Origin of the sequence: Ruminococcus sp. RTP21358st1_G6_RTP21358_211008, from assembly GCF_040908885.1 — a bacterium.
GTDB classification, from domain to species: Bacteria; Bacillota; Clostridia; order Lachnospirales; family Lachnospiraceae; genus Blautia_A; species Blautia_A faecis.
In genome coordinates this window covers 1-16,420 of sequence record NZ_JBDGDM010000014.1, presented here as the reverse complement: position 1 = coordinate 16,420, position 16,420 = coordinate 1, and the positions used below count along the sequence as shown (strand labels likewise).

General features: G+C 42.9%; 14 protein-coding genes. 11 read left to right on the top strand and 3 right to left on the bottom strand.

The window, feature by feature from the left end:
- Nucleotides 1-308 precede the first annotated feature (308 nt).
- Both rhaB and AB5Z12_RS07560 read left to right on the top strand, forming a co-directional pair.
- Nucleotides 309-1,712: a rhamnulokinase gene (rhaB, locus tag AB5Z12_RS07565; protein ID WP_118577746.1), complete on the top strand. Its 1,404-nt coding sequence runs from the start codon at nucleotides 309-311 to the stop codon at nucleotides 1,710-1,712.
- 170 nt (nucleotides 1,713-1,882) lie between these two features.
- The gene (locus AB5Z12_RS07560; protein ID WP_148461189.1) at nucleotides 1,883-3,301 is read left to right on the top strand and encodes an arabinose isomerase; all 1,419 of its coding nucleotides are present in this window, start codon (nucleotides 1,883-1,885) and stop codon (nucleotides 3,299-3,301) included.
- Nucleotides 3,302-3,426: 125 nt separating this feature from the next.
- Here the strand turns inward: AB5Z12_RS07560 and AB5Z12_RS07555 are convergent, their stop codons facing one another.
- Together AB5Z12_RS07555 and AB5Z12_RS07550 are read right to left on the bottom strand one after the other, a co-directional pair.
- A complete protein-coding gene (locus AB5Z12_RS07555; protein ID WP_368356776.1) occupies nucleotides 3,427-5,256 on the bottom strand; it encodes a sensor histidine kinase in 1,830 nt (609 codons plus the stop codon).
- Between the two features lie 70 nt (nucleotides 5,257-5,326).
- Nucleotides 5,327-6,874: a response regulator gene (locus AB5Z12_RS07550; protein WP_173717937.1), complete on the bottom strand. Its 1,548-nt coding sequence runs from the start codon at nucleotides 6,872-6,874 to the stop codon at nucleotides 5,327-5,329.
- A gap of 319 nt (nucleotides 6,875-7,193) precedes the next feature.
- On the opposite strand from AB5Z12_RS07550, the gene AB5Z12_RS07545 reads away from it, so the two are divergent.
- The 5 genes from AB5Z12_RS07545 to AB5Z12_RS07525 all read left to right on the top strand — a co-directional run bounded on the left by AB5Z12_RS07545 (nucleotide 7,194) and on the right by AB5Z12_RS07525 (nucleotide 12,091).
- A complete protein-coding gene (locus AB5Z12_RS07545) occupies nucleotides 7,194-8,705 on the top strand; it encodes a sugar ABC transporter ATP-binding protein (RefSeq protein ID WP_368356777.1) in 1,512 nt (503 codons plus the stop codon).
- Entirely contained in the window at nucleotides 8,705-9,700 is a 996-nt protein-coding gene (locus tag AB5Z12_RS07540) for an ABC transporter permease (RefSeq protein ID WP_148461193.1), read from the top strand. The genes AB5Z12_RS07545 and AB5Z12_RS07540 overlap by 1 nt, the downstream gene beginning before the upstream one ends.
- 2 nt (nucleotides 9,701-9,702) lie before the next feature.
- Nucleotides 9,703-10,707 carry an ABC transporter permease gene (locus AB5Z12_RS07535; RefSeq protein ID WP_226836507.1) on the top strand — a complete coding sequence of 335 codons (1,005 nt, stop codon included), beginning with the start codon at nucleotides 9,703-9,705 and terminating at the stop codon, nucleotides 10,705-10,707.
- A gap of 110 nt (nucleotides 10,708-10,817) precedes the next feature.
- Complete coding sequence (locus tag AB5Z12_RS07530) at nucleotides 10,818-11,840, top strand: substrate-binding domain-containing protein (RefSeq protein WP_368356778.1); 1,023 nt, start codon at nucleotides 10,818-10,820, stop codon at nucleotides 11,838-11,840.
- A 92-nt stretch (nucleotides 11,841-11,932) separates the two neighbouring features.
- Entirely contained in the window at nucleotides 11,933-12,091 is a 159-nt protein-coding gene (locus AB5Z12_RS07525; protein WP_368356779.1) for a DUF6783 domain-containing protein, read from the top strand.
- On the opposite strand, the gene AB5Z12_RS07520 is transcribed toward AB5Z12_RS07525, so the two are convergent.
- Entirely contained in the window at nucleotides 12,054-12,437 is a 384-nt protein-coding gene (locus AB5Z12_RS07520) for a DUF3783 domain-containing protein (RefSeq protein WP_118577739.1), read from the bottom strand. The two genes, AB5Z12_RS07525 and AB5Z12_RS07520, sit on opposite strands and share 38 nt — an antisense overlap.
- Nucleotides 12,438-12,554: 117 nt before the next feature.
- Between AB5Z12_RS07520 and AB5Z12_RS07515 the strand changes: the two genes are divergently transcribed.
- The 4 genes from AB5Z12_RS07515 to AB5Z12_RS07500 form a co-directional block, all read left to right on the top strand.
- Nucleotides 12,555-13,487, top strand: coding sequence for an AraC family transcriptional regulator (locus AB5Z12_RS07515; protein WP_173717085.1), 933 nt, complete (start codon nucleotides 12,555-12,557; stop codon nucleotides 13,485-13,487).
- A 1-nt stretch (nucleotide 13,488) separates the two neighbouring features.
- Entirely contained in the window at nucleotides 13,489-14,001 is a 513-nt protein-coding gene (locus AB5Z12_RS07510; RefSeq protein ID WP_173717084.1) for a hypothetical protein, read from the top strand.
- A 286-nt stretch (nucleotides 14,002-14,287) separates the two neighbouring features.
- Complete coding sequence (locus AB5Z12_RS07505) at nucleotides 14,288-15,574, top strand: ABC transporter substrate-binding protein (protein ID WP_148461198.1); 1,287 nt, start codon at nucleotides 14,288-14,290, stop codon at nucleotides 15,572-15,574.
- A 233-nt stretch (nucleotides 15,575-15,807) separates the two neighbouring features.
- Nucleotides 15,808-16,420: carbohydrate ABC transporter permease (locus AB5Z12_RS07500; RefSeq protein WP_368368595.1), on the top strand; the 613-nt coding region annotated here is incomplete at its 3' end.

The following is a 16,420-nucleotide window of genomic DNA, read 5'->3' as shown; positions in this document are numbered from 1 at the left end:
TATGATATCATCAATTAGAAAAGCCGCTGTATGAGGAATATCAGGATTGGTACGTTATTGTGTTACTGTTCACTGGTAACGTTCCGCGAGGCGTTTTTTGTGAACAAAGTTCACAGAAAACCCGAGAATTGCGGTGCGAAATCATGCGAATGCATGATTTCTGTGCATCGCGAAGCGCGTTACTGTGAACGGAGTGAACAGTAACGTTATTGTTTATGGAAAATGTTTGATGCGACATTTGTGTGTGACAATAAGACAGGAACCTTGATACATACAGCGTAATTTTACAATTGAGGAGGTTTCATAAAATGACAAAGTATTATTTAGCAGTAGATATCGGTGCTTCCAGCGGACGTCTGATCCTTGGACATCTTGAGAATGGAAAAATGGAGCTTGAGGAAGTTCATCGTTTTGAGAATGGAATGGTAAAGAAAGACGGCGAGCTTTGCTGGGAGTTTGACAGACTTTTCCAGGAAATTAAGAATGGTCTTAAGAAATGTAAAGAGATCGGCAAGATTCCGGTAAGCATGGGCGTTGATACCTGGGGCGTTGACTTTGTACTGATGGATAAGGACGACAAGGTTCTTGGAAATACGGTGGGATATCGTGATCACAGAAATGAAGGTATGGATGAGGAAGTATATAAGACGATTTCTCTTGAGGATCTTTATGCACGTACCGGTATTCAGAAAGCAATTTTCAACACGGTATATCAGCTGATGGCTGTGAAGACAAAACATCCGGAATATCTGGAACAGGCTGAAACTATGCTTCATGTACCGGATTATTTCCATTATCTTCTTACAGGCAAGAAAACCTGTGAGTATACAGAGGCAACAACAGGTCAGCTGGTAAATGCAGAAACAAAGGACTGGGATTACGAACTGATTGATAAACTTGGATATCCAAGAAAAATGTTCCAGAAGCTGATCATGCCTGGTACCAGTGTTGGACACTTTACAGAAGAGGTAAAAGCAGAAGTTGGGTTTGATGTGGAAGTTGTAGCACCGGCTACACATGATACCGGATCCGCAGTTCTTGCAGTTCCTGCAAACGACGACGATTTTATTTATATCAGCTCAGGAACATGGTCATTGATGGGAATTGAAAGAGAAAAAGCTGACTGCTCCAAGAAGAGTTGCGAGATGAACTTTACAAATGAGGGCGGCTATGCAGGAAGATTCCGTTATCTGAAGAATATCATGGGACTTTGGATGATCCAGTCTGTTCGTCATGAATATGATGATAAATATGGATTTGCAGAAATCTGTCAGATGGCAGAGGAAGCGAAAGATTTCCCATCCAGAGTAGATGCAAATGATGAGTGCTTCCTTTCTCCGGAAAGCATGATCGAAGAGGTTAAAGATTACTGCAGAAGAACCGGACAGAAGGTTCCGGAAACTTTAGGAGAAATTGCTACTGTTATTTATACCAGTCTTGCTGAGTGCTATGCAAAGACAGCAAAGGAACTGGAAGAGATGACAGGAAGAACCTTCAGTCGTATCCATGTAGTTGGCGGCGGTTCCAATGCAGGCTATCTTAATGAGCTGACTGCGAGAGCAACAGGCAAAGAGGTTCATGCAGGTCCTGGAGAGGCAACTGCAATCGGTAATATTACAGCTCAGATGTTAAAAGCAGAAGAGTTTAAATCAATCGAAGAGGCTCGTACTACCATTCATGAGTCCTTTGGAATTAAGGTATATCAGGCTTAATGAGAAGTTAAAACAGCCGGGATATACGATCATTTGTATAATGGCAATTGTGGTTATGAGCTGTGGCATATGGGCAAACAGATTGTTTCTGAACCTATGAGCAATAAGCGTTATGTTCGCAGCCTGAATCACAGATGCATAATATATCAAATTAAACAGGAGGTACTACTATGTTAGTAAACACAAAAGCAAAAGTTGGTGTATTTTCTATTGCTTTAGGCGCATATCTGCCTCAGTTCCCTTCACTGGTACCAGAGTTTGAGGCTCAGTACGAGGCATTTAAGAAAACAATTCCGGATACCGTAGAAATCATCGATGGAGGAATGGTAACAACAAAAGAACAGTCTATGGCTGCTGGGGATAAATTCCGTGCAGCAGACGTTGATCTCGTTTTCCTTCAGATGTTAACCTACGCTACATCTTACAACATGCTTCCTGCAATCCGTGACCTGAATGTTCCGGTTGTTCTGGTAAATGTTCAGAAGCTGAAAGCTCTGGATTACGATCACACAGACATTGCTACATGGCTCGGCGAAGGATATGCCTGCGGTGCTGTTGGAGAAGCTGTTGCTGACCTTGAGAGAGCTGGAAAGAGACATGCTGTTATCACTGGTGTTGTAGAAGGCGGAGATCCAGGCGTTCAGGCTGAGATTGAAGACTGGTGTAAAGCAGCTCAGGTAAGAAGAAGATTCCGTGACACAAATATTGCCCAGATTGGAAGACCTTACCCAGGTATGATGGACCTTTACATTGATGAGACCAACCTGTACAACAGAATGTTCCTTTATACCAAACAGTTTGACTGGGAAAAAATGTGGGCAATTGCGGATGATATCACAGATGAGGATGCAATTCGTGCAAAAGCTCAGGATATTCTGGACACCTTTGATATTGAGGGCGGCGGAACAATTGAGAAAGTATGGGATATGGCAAAATATGTTGTAGCATTTGAGAAATGGGTAAAGGACGAGCATCTTGGAATGATCGCTTCCCATTATGACGGATTTGCACAGGGCAAGGCTGGTGTCCTTGACAGTATGCTGATTCCGGCATTCTCTATGCTGATCAAACAGGGTACTGCATGTGCTGTTGAGGGTGATATGAAGGTTGCCATGGCAATGAGTATTCTGAAGACAATTTCCGGCACAGGCCAGCTTTCCGAGATGTATTCCATTGACTTCAATGATGACATCTGCATTATCGGTCATTCCGGAAGTGGTGATGCCGATATTTCTGATAAGAAACCTACCATGAAGATCGTACCAGTGTTCCATGGCAAAACAGGCGGCGGATATCTGACACAGTTCTATCCATACACAGGTCCGGTTACCTATCTTGCAATCACACAGGATGGAGACGGACGATTCAAATTCGTTGTTGCTGAGGGAATCAATGAGGAAGGACCAATCCTTTCCTTTGGCGATACGAACATGAGAACTCGTTTTACATGTGGTGCAAGAGAGTTTGTAAACCGCTGGAGTGAAGCTGGCCCGACACATCATATGGCAGCTGCAACAGGCAGACATATTGATACCATCCTGAAGGTTGCAAAGATCTTCAATGTACCGGTTGATATTGTAACAAGATAATTTTCAAAGCTGTGCAAATAATAGCAAGAATAAGACCATCTATATGGTTTGTACACATATTCATATTCAGTAAAAGAGAGAGTCGTCAGACTCTCTCTTTTGCTGTAGATGATAAGATTAAACTGCTATTTGTTTTCTACATCCTTCTTTGCCGGAATTCGGATTTGCACTTCAGTTCCTTTTCCTACATCGCTGGAATAAGTCAATCCATAATCTGCGCCATAAAGCACTTGAAGCCGTCTGTGAGTATTATAGATCGCAATATTAGTTCCACCTGAAATACTGGTTCCTTCCCCGGAAAGAATCACGGGCAGTTTATCCGGCGCGATTCCAACTCCGTCATCAGAAATCAGAAGTACAATATCCCCATCCTCCATCCATCCGGTAAGTACAATAGTTCCAGACTTGGAAGTTTTTTCCAGAATGCCGTGAAGTATGGAATTTTCTATAACAGGCTGCAGGGTCAGCTTTGGAATCTGGTATTCCATCAGTTCATCCGGAATATCGGAAATGAAGAAAATGCTGTCATGATAGCGCATATTCTGCAGGTGAACATAGATGGAAACATGTTCTTCTTCCTTGGCGATAGTACTGATTCCCTTTTTGCGACTAAGTGTCAGCTTGTAGAATCTGGAAAGACTTTGCACTGCGTTACAGACCTCAGAGGTACGTCCCTGCTGGGCCATCCAGTTGATCATATCCATGGTATTATAAAGAAAATGGGGATTGATCTGAGCCTGCAGGGAATTAAACTCGGCAATTCGCAGATCCTCAGCAGCCTGGGCCTGTTTTTCCATAAGCTGGTTCATTTTGCGTGTCATATAGTTGTATGTATCAATAAGGTCACCAATTTCATCGTGCGCACTTGGGCTGTCCATAGGGACCGGAGGACCGTGACGGACTGTTCTCATCTGACTGATAACGGAGGAAATTCGCCCTGTAATGGATTTGGACAAGGTACTTGCAAGCAAAAAGGCAAGCACCAGTACCGCAATATAAATGGATAAAAACTGCAAAACCAGGATATTACTCTGATTGATCAGGGGCTGGGAGGGAAGTACCGTCACCATAAACCAGCCTGGCTGTTTGATCCGGTAGAAACCAACGTAAACGGTTTTCCCTAGAATATCCTGCTCCACGAAACTGTTGGAGGACATGTAGGACTCCATGATCTTGTCGTAATCCAGCCAGTAAATTCCGGCGAGAGAATCACTGGAAGCAGAAACCAGGTTGTTACGCTCATTCATAATATAAGATACACTGCCGTCCAGAGTAAGATTCTCAGACAGGATTTGCTGAAAATCATGACCGGAATAATAGACCGCCATGTAAGCATCATAAGTTCCGTTGTTATAGATCACAGAAGCATGGGTGATATATGCCTGATCTCCATATGCCTTTTGTTCCTTTGTACCAAGATAGAAGGAGGGACAAAAAAGCTGGGAAACGCGGCTTCCGCGGAAAATACCATACCAGTAGGTTCCACGGACCTGATCAAGAGATAGAAAAGTATCTTTCAGGTCTTCTTTATTTAAAAGTGCATTTATGTCTGAAGGAGAGTCTTTTGGTACCTCCATATAAATTTTGACATTGGTAACAGGTGTACCAGTGATCAGCTGATCTACCTTTTGGGAAAAAGATGCCGCATCCGGGGAAACTGCCAGATCCGTGAAGGAGTCGGTTATGGCATTTTTAAAAAGTGTCTGGTAAAAATCAAGGGAAGAAATTTCTTCACTTACATCCAGGACTTTCTGAATGGATTCTTCTATCAACGGCGCCGTTTCTGCAGACCGGTCCTGTTCCTGGCGGATCGTATAGGAAACTACCATGTCGTAGGCTCTTCCATAAAAAAAGAAGATAATGGCGATCGCAGGAATTGACACGATCAAAAGAAGTACCAGGGTAAACTTGGACTGCAGGTTCAGATCCTGGTACCATTGCTTAAGCTTATGCAAATTATTTCACACTCCTCAAAAATATATAGGTGTTTTGAAATATATAAAATTTTTTATGTGTTGCAGAAAACTAACTCATTTTCTCTCGATATTCAGAAGGAGAAAAACCTGTATACTTCTTAAAACTTTTACCGAAATAATTCCCGTCACTGTATCCCACCCGCGAGGAAATATCTGTAATTTTATACCTGGGGTCAGACAGCAGCTGCTTGGCCTTTTCCATTCTGTATTCTGTGAGGTACTGATTTAAAGTCTGACCGGTCTCATTTTTGAAGAAGGTACATACATAAGAGGTTGATAAAAATACATGATCACTGATATCTTTCACAGATAAGGTCTCGTTCATATATTTCTGCCCTATGTAATCCTTGATCAGAAAAATAGTAGAATTTTCTTCTTCTGTGCTGACTGCTGTCTGGAAAAAAATCTCTGTCTTTTTCACCAGCTTCTGGTGCATCTCATTATAGGAAAAAATCTTTTCCAATGTGTCTATTAAATTTTCCTGGGTATCTGATAAGGTTAGCTTCAGCTGACGCGCAGCATTGTCCAAAGCACGGAATAATTTGTAATAGAGATCCTTGGCCTGATTAGGCAGAATATTCTGATTCTGGTTATAATACAGAAACAGATTATCAAGGAAAGCTTTTGCTTTTTCCTTATTTTTTTCAGTGAGAAGAGTGAGAAATTCATTCTCCGGACTGGCAGAAAGCTCTGCGGCTGTTTCGGAAACAGGTGCCTGATAAAAAGGAGACAGAAAGGTACCTGTGGGGAAAAAGAAGCTGCTCTGCAGGGAAATAACAGCAGAAGTATAGGACTGATAAGCTCTGGAAATACCTGTAACAGTGTCTCCGGCTGCGATGCAGAATCTGGTGCAGCGGGAATACAGATTACAGAAAAATTCTTCAATACTTTTTCGAACGGCAGCTCCGGGAGTGGAACCAAACAAAAAGTAAACCATATACTGCACACGCTTTTCTGCAAAAATACAATCTATATGGAAGGTTTTTAAAAATTCCCGGACTGACAGAAACATGGCGTTTGCCTCTGAAAGAGGAAGCTCCTCCTCTGTATCGGTTTTAAGCACAATTGCAGTAAAAGGAGTGGTATTGCTGATAGACAGAGACAGCTCCGCTATGAGCTGATCAATACTTTCCTTCGCATGTGCGAAAGGCTGGGTGAGAAGAAGTGCCAGGCGGGAAGCGCTTTCCATGGAATGGATGGACGCATTTTGCCGGGTGCGTTTTTTCTCCAGGCAAAGATCACGGGCTTCCATAATGGCATCCCGGATTTCCACTGGGTTCAGAGGTTTCTCTATATAATTGACGGCTTTTAGCTTGATGGCAGCCTTTAGATATTCCTTATCCGAATATCCGCTCATAAAAACAGGAACAATATCAGGAAGAATTTCTTCCAGCTGTTCCAGCATTGCGATTCCATCCAGACGGGGCATACGCACATCGCATAGTACAATGTCCGGTCTGTGTACCCTGGCCATTTCAATTCCGTTTATTCCATCATCTGCCTGAAGCACTTCCTGGATTCCGATGGATTGCCAGTCAATGGAAGAAATCACACCGGTACGGGTGAGCTCTTCATCGTCTACGATCAGTAATTTCATAATGAATCTCCGTTATATCCCTCCGGAAATCACCGGAGCTCCTGATTAGTGAAATGACAGTAACTGCGAAAGAAATGAACAGTTATCTGTAAGGTTATAAAAACGTATTAATAAAAAATGCCACACCCATCATACCACAATTATATCCAAAATACGAGACTAAAAGTACCTTGCTTTGTGGAATATTTTTAAGATCAGTGGAAAATTTTACCCATTAAGTGGAAAATATTTTACCCTGTTTCAAAATATTTTCCCATTTTCAAACAAAGTGCACAGGTGGTAGAATAATAACAGATCAAGAAAGGGAGGAGAAAAAGCCGTGTCTGAATATGTTCTTGAATTAAAAGGCATTACGAAAATTTTCCCCGGCGTTAAAGCACTGAACAATGTACAGTTCCAGTTAAAGCCTGGCGAAGTTCACGCACTGATGGGCGAAAACGGTGCAGGTAAATCTACCTTCATTAAAGTAATTACCGGTGTACATAAAGCAGAAGAAGGCGAAATGTACCTGTTTGGAGAAAAAGTGGATTTCAAAGGTCCGAAGGATGCACAGGAAGCAGGAATTGCAGCTGTTTATCAGCACCCCACATCCTATCCACATTTAACAGTAGCTGAAAATATTTTTATGGGACATGAGATCAAGAAGAATCACATAATCCAGTGGAAAGCTATGAATGAGGAGGCAAATAAGCTTCTGAAGCAGCTGAATGCAGATTTCGATTCCACAGCAGAAATGGGAACCTTAAGTGTGGCCCAGCAGCAGATGGTTGAGATCGCAAAGGCATTGTCTACAAATGCAAAGATCGTGATCCTGGATGAGCCTACCGCTTCTCTTACAAAGAGAGAATCCGAGGAACTTTACAGAATCGTAGATCAGTTAAAGGAAAAAGGAGTTTCTATTATCTTCATTTCCCATCGTTTTGAGGATATGTACCGTTTGGCAAGCAGAGTTACCGTATTCCGTGACTCTCAGTACATTGGTACCTACGATGTAGATGGAATCACCAATGCAGACCTGATCAAAGCCATGGTTGGCCGTGAGATCAAGGATCTGTTCCCGAAACCGGAGGTTAAGATCGGTGATGAAATGCTTCGTATCGAGCACTTATCCCGCACCGGATATTTCAAAGATGTTTCCTTCAATGTACACGCTGGCGAGATCGTAGGTCTTACAGGTCTGGTTGGTGCAGGTCGTACAGAGGTTGTAGAGAGCGTCTGTGGAATCACAACTCCAGATGAAGGAAAGGTTTATCTGGAAGGAAAAGAAGTACATATCAAACAGCCGTCTGACGCAATGAAGGAAGGAATTATCCTTCTTCCGGAGGATCGTCAGAAGGAAGGTCTGATCATGAGCTGGGGACTTGGAAGAAATGTAACACTTCCAACTATCAGCAAATATGCAAAAAAAGGCTTCAATGACGAGAAGACAGAAAGAGATCTTTCCAAGAGACTTCTGGAAGAGGTTGATACCAAAGCCGTTGATATTTTCCAGCCTGCAAGCTCTCTGTCAGGTGGTAACCAGCAGAAGGTTGTAGTTGCCAAGGCGCTTAGCCAGGAGATGAAGGTGGTCATCATGGATGAGCCTACAAAAGGTGTTGACGTTGGTGCCAAAGCTGAGATTTATGCGATTATGGGTGATCTTGCAAAGAAAGGTTATGCAATTATCCTGATTTCCTCAGAAATGCCGGAAATCCTTGGAATGTCTGACAGAATCGTTGTAATGTGCAACGGACGTAAGACAGGAGAGCTTGGAAGAGGAGAGGCAACCCAGGAGATGATCCTTGAGCTGGCTATGGAGAAAGGTACAACAGGAAAGGGGGCAGCTAAATAATGGAAAAGAAATCTTTCATGAAAAAGCTGACAGGTTCCCGTGAAGCACTGCTTGCAGTGATCCTGGTTCTGCTTTTCGTAGTAATCACAATCATCAGCCCGTCATTCCTTACATTCAAGTCTCTGACGGATATGCTGAAAAACAATGCGGTAACAATGGTAATGTCACTTGGTATGCTGTGTGTTATGCTGGTAGGCGGAATTGATATTTCCATCATGTCTACTCTGGCACTGACTGGTATGTCAATCGGTATGCTTCTGAAATACGAGCACATTTCCAGTACTTTCCTGGCATTTGTGATCGCACTGGCAATCGGAATCGCATGTGGTTTCCTGGTAGGTCTTGTGATCTCCAGAGCAGATGTTCCTCCGATCATCGCAACAATGGGCTTCATGTACATTTACCGTGCTATGGGATATCTTGTTTCCCACAACGGTGAGTGGGCAAGTGCAGCAGCCCTTGGCAAATTTAAAGATTTTGCAACAACAAAATTCCTGGGAATGAGCCTTGTAATCTGGGTGATCATCCTTTGCTATGTGATCTTCTTCGTATTTATGAAATGGACTACCATCGGAAGAAGAATCTATGCAGTAGGAAGTAACCCAAGTGCAGCTGAGGTTTCCGGTATCAATGTAAAAAATATTAAACTTCTTGTTTATACCATTATGGGTCTTCTTGCAGGTCTTGGCGGAGCTCTTCAGGTTTCCATTTACGCTTCTGCAATGCCTGATATGCAGCAGGGCGGTGAGATGGATGTTATCGCAGCCTGCGTTATCGGTGGTGTAAGCATGAGTGGTGGACGTGGTACAGTACTTGGTGCTCTTCTTGGATCCCTGATCCTTGCAACTATTGCAAAGGCACTTCCGCTGATTCCATTCTTCGATCAGCTGTGGCTGAATACCATCAAGGGTGTTATCATTCTTGTAGTCGTTGTTGTAAACATTGTTTTACAGCGTACAGCTGACAAAAATGCATTAAAGGGAAGGGAGATGTAATCATGGCTGGAAAATCTGGAAGAAGTATTAACAACGTGCCGAAAAGCCCTGTGAAACAGATGATCTTCAGCTGGGAAGGCATTCTGGTACTCCTGTTTATTGCAGTAAATATTTTCTGTGCAAACTTTTCTGAGTTCTATAATCTGAAGAGTCTGCTCCGTCAGATGCCTGTTTACCTGGCAGAAATCTTCTTGATGCTGCCGATGGCATACATTCTGGTACTTGGCGAGATCGATATTTCCGTTGGATCTATCGTGTGTCTCTCCGCAACAATGGCTTGTATCGTGGCAAACACAGGAGCCCCGTTTATCGTGGTAATCCTTGCCACACTTCTGGTTGGATCCCTTTGCGGCGCTGTAAACGCATTTGTTCTTACCAGATTTGAAGAACTACCTCCAATGATCGTAACACTTGCAACCCAGATTATTTTCAGAGGTATTGCAGAAATCGTTCTTGGAAGCGGCGGAAGTATTTCCGTAACAAACACAGAAGGCTTTGCAGCACTTGGCGGAAAAGTAGGACGTGTTCCTTACATTCTTTTCTTGGTTCTGATCCTTGGAATCATCGCAGCTGTTATCCTTGGAAAATGTACCTTCGGACGCAGAGTATATGCAATCGGTACCAACCGTCTTGCAGCTTATTACTCCGGAATCCATGTACAGAAGATCCGTTTCGTGATCTACACCCTGATGGGAACCATCTCCGGACTGTGTGCACTGTTTCTGATGTCTTCCTCATTCGGTGCAAATACCACAACCGGTAACGGATTTGAGATGGATGCCATCGCAATGGCAGTATTCGGAGGAATCTCCTCCACAGGTGGTAAAGGTAATATCGCCGGCGGTCTGATTTCCGCATTTATCATCGTCTGCCTTCGTGTTGGTCTTGGACAGAGAAACATTCATCCGCAGGTTATCTTGCTGATCATCGGTGTGCTTCTGATCGGTGCAGTTGCACTTCCAAACATTATTAAAGAAGTTCAGAAAAAAGCAAAAACAGCGAAATAAAAAATCCTTAACTAACTCATATGTAACCTTATAAAGCTTGTAAACTGCCTTGCAGAAGGCAGGGCAGTTACAAATACAAAAACTATATTATTCCATGGGAGGAAAAAAACATGAACAAAAAAATCGTAAGCGCACTTCTTTGTGGTGCAATGATCCTTGGATCCGCAGTTCCGGCTATGGCAGGTTCCGCTGACGGAAAGAAAATCGCACTGGTTGGTAAATCCGCTGGTAACGCATTCTTCGAAATCGCTGCAAAATCTTTCGTAGAGACAGCTGAAGCAGAGGGTGCTACTGTTGATACTGTTTACCCAGAGGCAGCTACAGCAGATGCTCAGATCAAAGTTCTTGACAACCTGATTTCCCAGGACTATGACGCAATCTGTATCTCCGCAAACGACGTAAACGCTCTTCAGGCTAAATTACAGGAAGCTATGGATGAGGGAATCAAAATTTCCTGCTTCGACTCCGCTACAAACCCAGACAGCCGTCAGATCTTCATCAACCAGGCTGGTACTGTTGCTGTAGGACAGGCTCTTCTTGATGCTTGCCTTGATATCGCAGGTGGAGAGGGACAGTTCGCAATTCTTTCCGCTACTTCTCAGGCTGCAAACCAGAACGCATGGATCGACGCTATGAAGAAGATCATGGAAGAGGATGACAAATATTCCAAGCTTGAGCTTGTAGAAGTTGCATACGGCGATGACGAGCCACAGAAATCCACAGACCAGACAGCAGCTCTTCTTGAGAAATATCCGGATCTGAAAGTTATCTGCGCACCTACAACAGTTGGTATCGCTGCAGCTGCTAAATACCTTCAGGACAATGGATCTGCTTGCAAACTGACAGGTCTTGGACTTCCATCTGAGATGCTTGAGTACACAGGTGCTGATGATGAGCATTCCTGCCCATACTTCTATCTGTGGGATATGCAGGGCCTTGGAAAACTTTCCGCTCTGACAACAATCGCTCTGATCAATGATGAAATCACAGGTGCTGTTGATGAAACCTTCACAGCTGGTGACCTTGGCGACTACACAATCACAGCAGCTGATGACGGTGGTACAGAAGTAGTTCTTGGTGCTCCACTTGAGTTCAACCCAGACAACATCGAAGAGATGGCTAAACTGTACTAATCAGACCGTTTAAGATTAGATGTTAATAAAGAAAAGGCCCTGCCGAGTGCAGGGCCTTTTCGCGTCCTGGATTTTCAGATACGCTCTAAAGTGTGTCTGAAAAATTATTCCCGCAATCTGCACGCACACTTTGCGGTACATTTTGCCCGAATTCGGTTGCCGTAGCCCGCTGCGGCGCCTTCATCCAGACAAGGAAGCAGATCTTGATTTGGCTTATTTGTGTGAATACATCTCCGTATGTTCTTTCATAAGCTCATCATGCAGCTTCAAAGAATCCCAGTGAACCGTAACCGGTGTAAGCATAGCTTTTAAGTTCACTGGCAGCAGGCCATTTTCCTTAAAGAAAGCCAGAAATTCATCCAGCTGCTCACTGGAAAAATCCTTCAGCACCATCATTTCTTCCTGAAAATTTTTTCCAAGATTAAATACCGGATTCTTAGAAAACCCAGGAATCTCGAAGAGAAATCCGAGACTTTCCAGGTACTCTGGTTGCTGTACCATGCGGACAGAGATTCTGTGTCGGTTCAAATATCTACGGATCTGGTGAAGACGATCCTCATCTTTAAAATTATATAATAAAATCTGGGTTTGTGACATAAGTATCCTCCTTTTTGCGTTTATCTAAAAAGAGAATAACAGAAAAATTTCCTTTTTACAAGGAAAGTGTGGTATGATAAAAAAAACTATATTTTTAATTTTGTTATAGGAGACTACATGGCGAAAAAACGAAAAATGAAAATGGAATTCCGCTATTACCAGATGCAGGATGGAATCCCCATTCTGGCACTTCTTGGTGAAAAGTGGGTGCAGAATTATGGAAGGGATGTGGATTACCTTCACTTTCATAACTATCTGGAGATCGGTTTCTGCTACAGTGGCGAAGGAGAGCTGGTGTTAGGAGAAGAGCCTGTACGCTTTGCAGGGCGGGAATTTACCATTATTCCACCGAACTTTCCCCATACGACCACCAGCGATGTGGGAAATATCAGCAAATGGGAATATTTGTTTATTGATGCGGAAGGTTTTTTGCAGGTGGCTGCAGGAACGCCCCTCAGGGCAGAAAAAATGATCCAGCGTATTTATTCAAAAGCACTTTGCCTGAAAGAATCAGAATATAAAAGCCTTTCAAACAAAATAATCAAGATACTGGAAATTATGCGCGCCAGTGATGAGTTTTATCTGGAAGAGGCCAAAGGAGTATTATTGGCATTACTTGCGGAAGTGGCAAGAATGAACCGTTCCTCTGAGGAAGAAAATATTGAGGAAAAAGGAAAAATCACCAATATGATTTCCAGGTCTATTGACTATATTTCCCAATGTTATATGGAGGATATCCGAATTGGTGATCTGGCAAAAGCCTGTCATATCAGTGAGACTCATTTTCGCAGGGTGTTTACCTCCTATATGCATATGAGTCCTCTGGAATATATTAACAAGGTAAGAATTCAGACAGCCTGTGAGATTCTGAAAAAGACGGATGAGTCTATCGCAGATATTGCCTACAAATGTGGCTTTACAACAAATTCCACATTTAACCGGAACTTCCGCCAGCTGATGGGAATGTCGCCGGCAGAGTGGCGGAAACGCCCGGAAAATTACGAGCAGCAGCTCTTGAAATTTGATATTCATTCAGAGGAGGGATGGTAGAATGTACGATTACAAAATAGTAGAACAGGTGACCAGAAAGAAAAAGAGGCTTTCCGGAGTATTAAAAAAGACCATGGTATTTTTTGCCGTAGTGTTTGTTGTTATGGGAATTACCATATCTCAGGCCTTTATGCTGGCTGGTTTTTGCCTGGCAGGTCTTTATTTTATTTACGGGACCTTTTGCCAGCGGGATTATGAATACATAATGGAAAATGAACAGCTTACCATAGATGTGATTTATGGAAACAAGTACCGTAAGACAGCCCATGAGCTGGATCTCCGGCAGCTGGAGGTGGTAGCCCCTCACTGGCATAGCTCAGTGGCAAAGTACAAAAAGAACGGTGGAACAGAGCACTTAAAGAAGTATGATTATACTTCCTATGAAGAAGATACTCCCTATTACACAATGATCATTAAGGAAGACGGACGTAAGATCAAATTACTTCTGGATCTTACAGAAGAGATGCTCCATACCCTGAAAACCAGGTATCCACAGAAAGTCTTTTTTGCATAGAAACAAAAGAAAAGAATGTGAATAGTTCACAAAATATACATATAAAGTTTGTGAAAAAGTACAGAAAAACAAATGAAATATGTGTGCTTTAGTGAAAAAAAACCATATACTTCGTAAGCATGACGAAAAAATTGAAAAAATGAACGAAACATGAAAAAGAAAAAAACAAGCATAATGGTCGAAAATGCACATTATATGGGCGGTATTGCATACATCACCCTATATGCGGATGGTATAATACATTCATAAGAAATACAGAGAAACAATTTTAAGGGAGGATATTTCTATGAAGAAAAAAGTACTTACCGTATTACTTACAGGTGCAATGGTAGCTTCCATGGCAGCAGGAGCAACAGTTGTATCTGCAGAGGACAACGACAACACATTAACCGTATGGGCATGGGACCAGAACTTCAATATCAAGTCCATGCAGATCGCAGCTGATCAGTATGCAGCTGATCATGAAGGCTTTTCAGTAGATATCATCGAGACATCTTCTGATGACTGCCAGACCAAGCTTACTACAGCAGCTAACGCTGGTGACTACAGCACACTTCCGGATATCGTTCTCATGCAGGATAACAGCTATCAGAAATTCCTGAAAGCTTATCCAGATGCTTTCACAGACCTGAAAGATATGAATGTTAACTGGGATGATTTCGGAGCTCTGAAACAGTCCTATTCTATGGTAGATGATACACATTACGGTGTTCCGTTTGATAACGGTGCTGTTATCGCCTGCTACCGTACCGATATCCTTGAAGAAGCAGGATATACACTGGATGACCTTACAGATATCACATGGTCCAAATTCGAAGAGATTGGTAAAGATATTCACGAGAAGACCGGCAAATACCTTCTTACAAGCGAAGCAACAGGCGGCGATACCCTTATGATGATGATCCAGTCCTGTGGTGCGAACTTCGTTAACGAAGACGGCGAAGCTTATATCGTTGGCAATGAGACAGCTGAGAAATGTATCGACCTTTACACAGAGCTGGTTCAGAACGACGTTGTGAAACTTGTAAACAACTGGGATGAGTACATTGCAACCATCACAAGCGGTGAGGCTGCTGGTATTGTAAATGGTAACTGGATCACAGCTACTCTGATGTCCACAGAAGATCAGAAAGGCTTATGGGGAATCACCACAATGCCTAAGGTTGACGGTGTTGACACAGCTACAAACTATGCAAACAACGGTGGATCTTCCTGGTATATTACCTCTAACTGCAAGAATGTAGAGCTTGCTGAGGACTTCCTTGCAAGCACATTTGGCTCCAGCACAGACTTCTATGATGCAATCCTTTCTGAGACAGGTGCTATTTCCTGCTATCTGCCAGCTGGTGAGTCTGATGTTTACAACGAGCCAAACGAGTTCTTTGGCGGACAGCCGATTTTCTCAACAATCGTAGAGTACTCTTCTCATATTCCGGAGTTCACAAAGACTCCATATCACTATGAGGCAAGAGAGTGCGTAAACACAGCTGTTGTTAATATCGTAAACGGAACAGCTAAGGAAGACGCTCTTCAGGAAGCACAGGATACACTGGCATTCAAGATGACTGAGTAATCCTTTCCGGGACAAGTAATTGAAATTAAATAGGAATTAATTATTAGGAGGCGGGGGACTGCTAAGTAGTCCTCCGTTTTCTGTTCAAAGAAAATGCCTGTTACTCCATACAGGCGCCTATCTAACAGTTGTACGGCTGAGCAAAAGGAAGTTACATAAAAATATTTTGCTCACTGGTACAGCTGTTAGATGGAAAAGTTGCAGTATATATAGGCTTGAAAGGAGGAGTTCCTGTGAATTCCAAGAAAAAAGGTATGACACTGGCTACGAAGCAGAAAGCTGCCGGATGGATATTCCTGGCACCAGCTTCTATCATGATCGCCATCATGAGCTTTTATCCAATGATTCGGGCATTTATCATTTCCCTGCAGACAGGTGCCGGCGCAAATATGCGTTTTGCAGATCCAATCTTCAGTAACTACAAACGTATCCTTGCAGATAAAGTGTTCCAGCAGTCCATTGGCAACACATTCCTGTATCTGATCATTCAGGTTCCGATCATGCTGATTCTTGCGATTCTGCTTGCACAGCTTCTGAACAACAAAGACCTGAAGTTCAAAGGCTTTTTCCGTACATGTGTATTTCTTCCATGTGCAACTTCCCTGGTTTCCTATTCCTTGATCTTCCGTTCCATGTTTGCAACAGACGGTCTGGTCAACAGTGTTCTGATGAAACTGGGAATTCTCTCCACAGGATATAATTTCCTTGGAAACTCCACCAGTGCGAAGATTGTTATTATCATCGCCCTGATCTGGAGATGGACCGGATACAATATGGTATTCTATCTGGCAGGACTTCAGAACATCGAATATTCTGTTTATGAGGCAGCGAAGATCGATGGTGCAA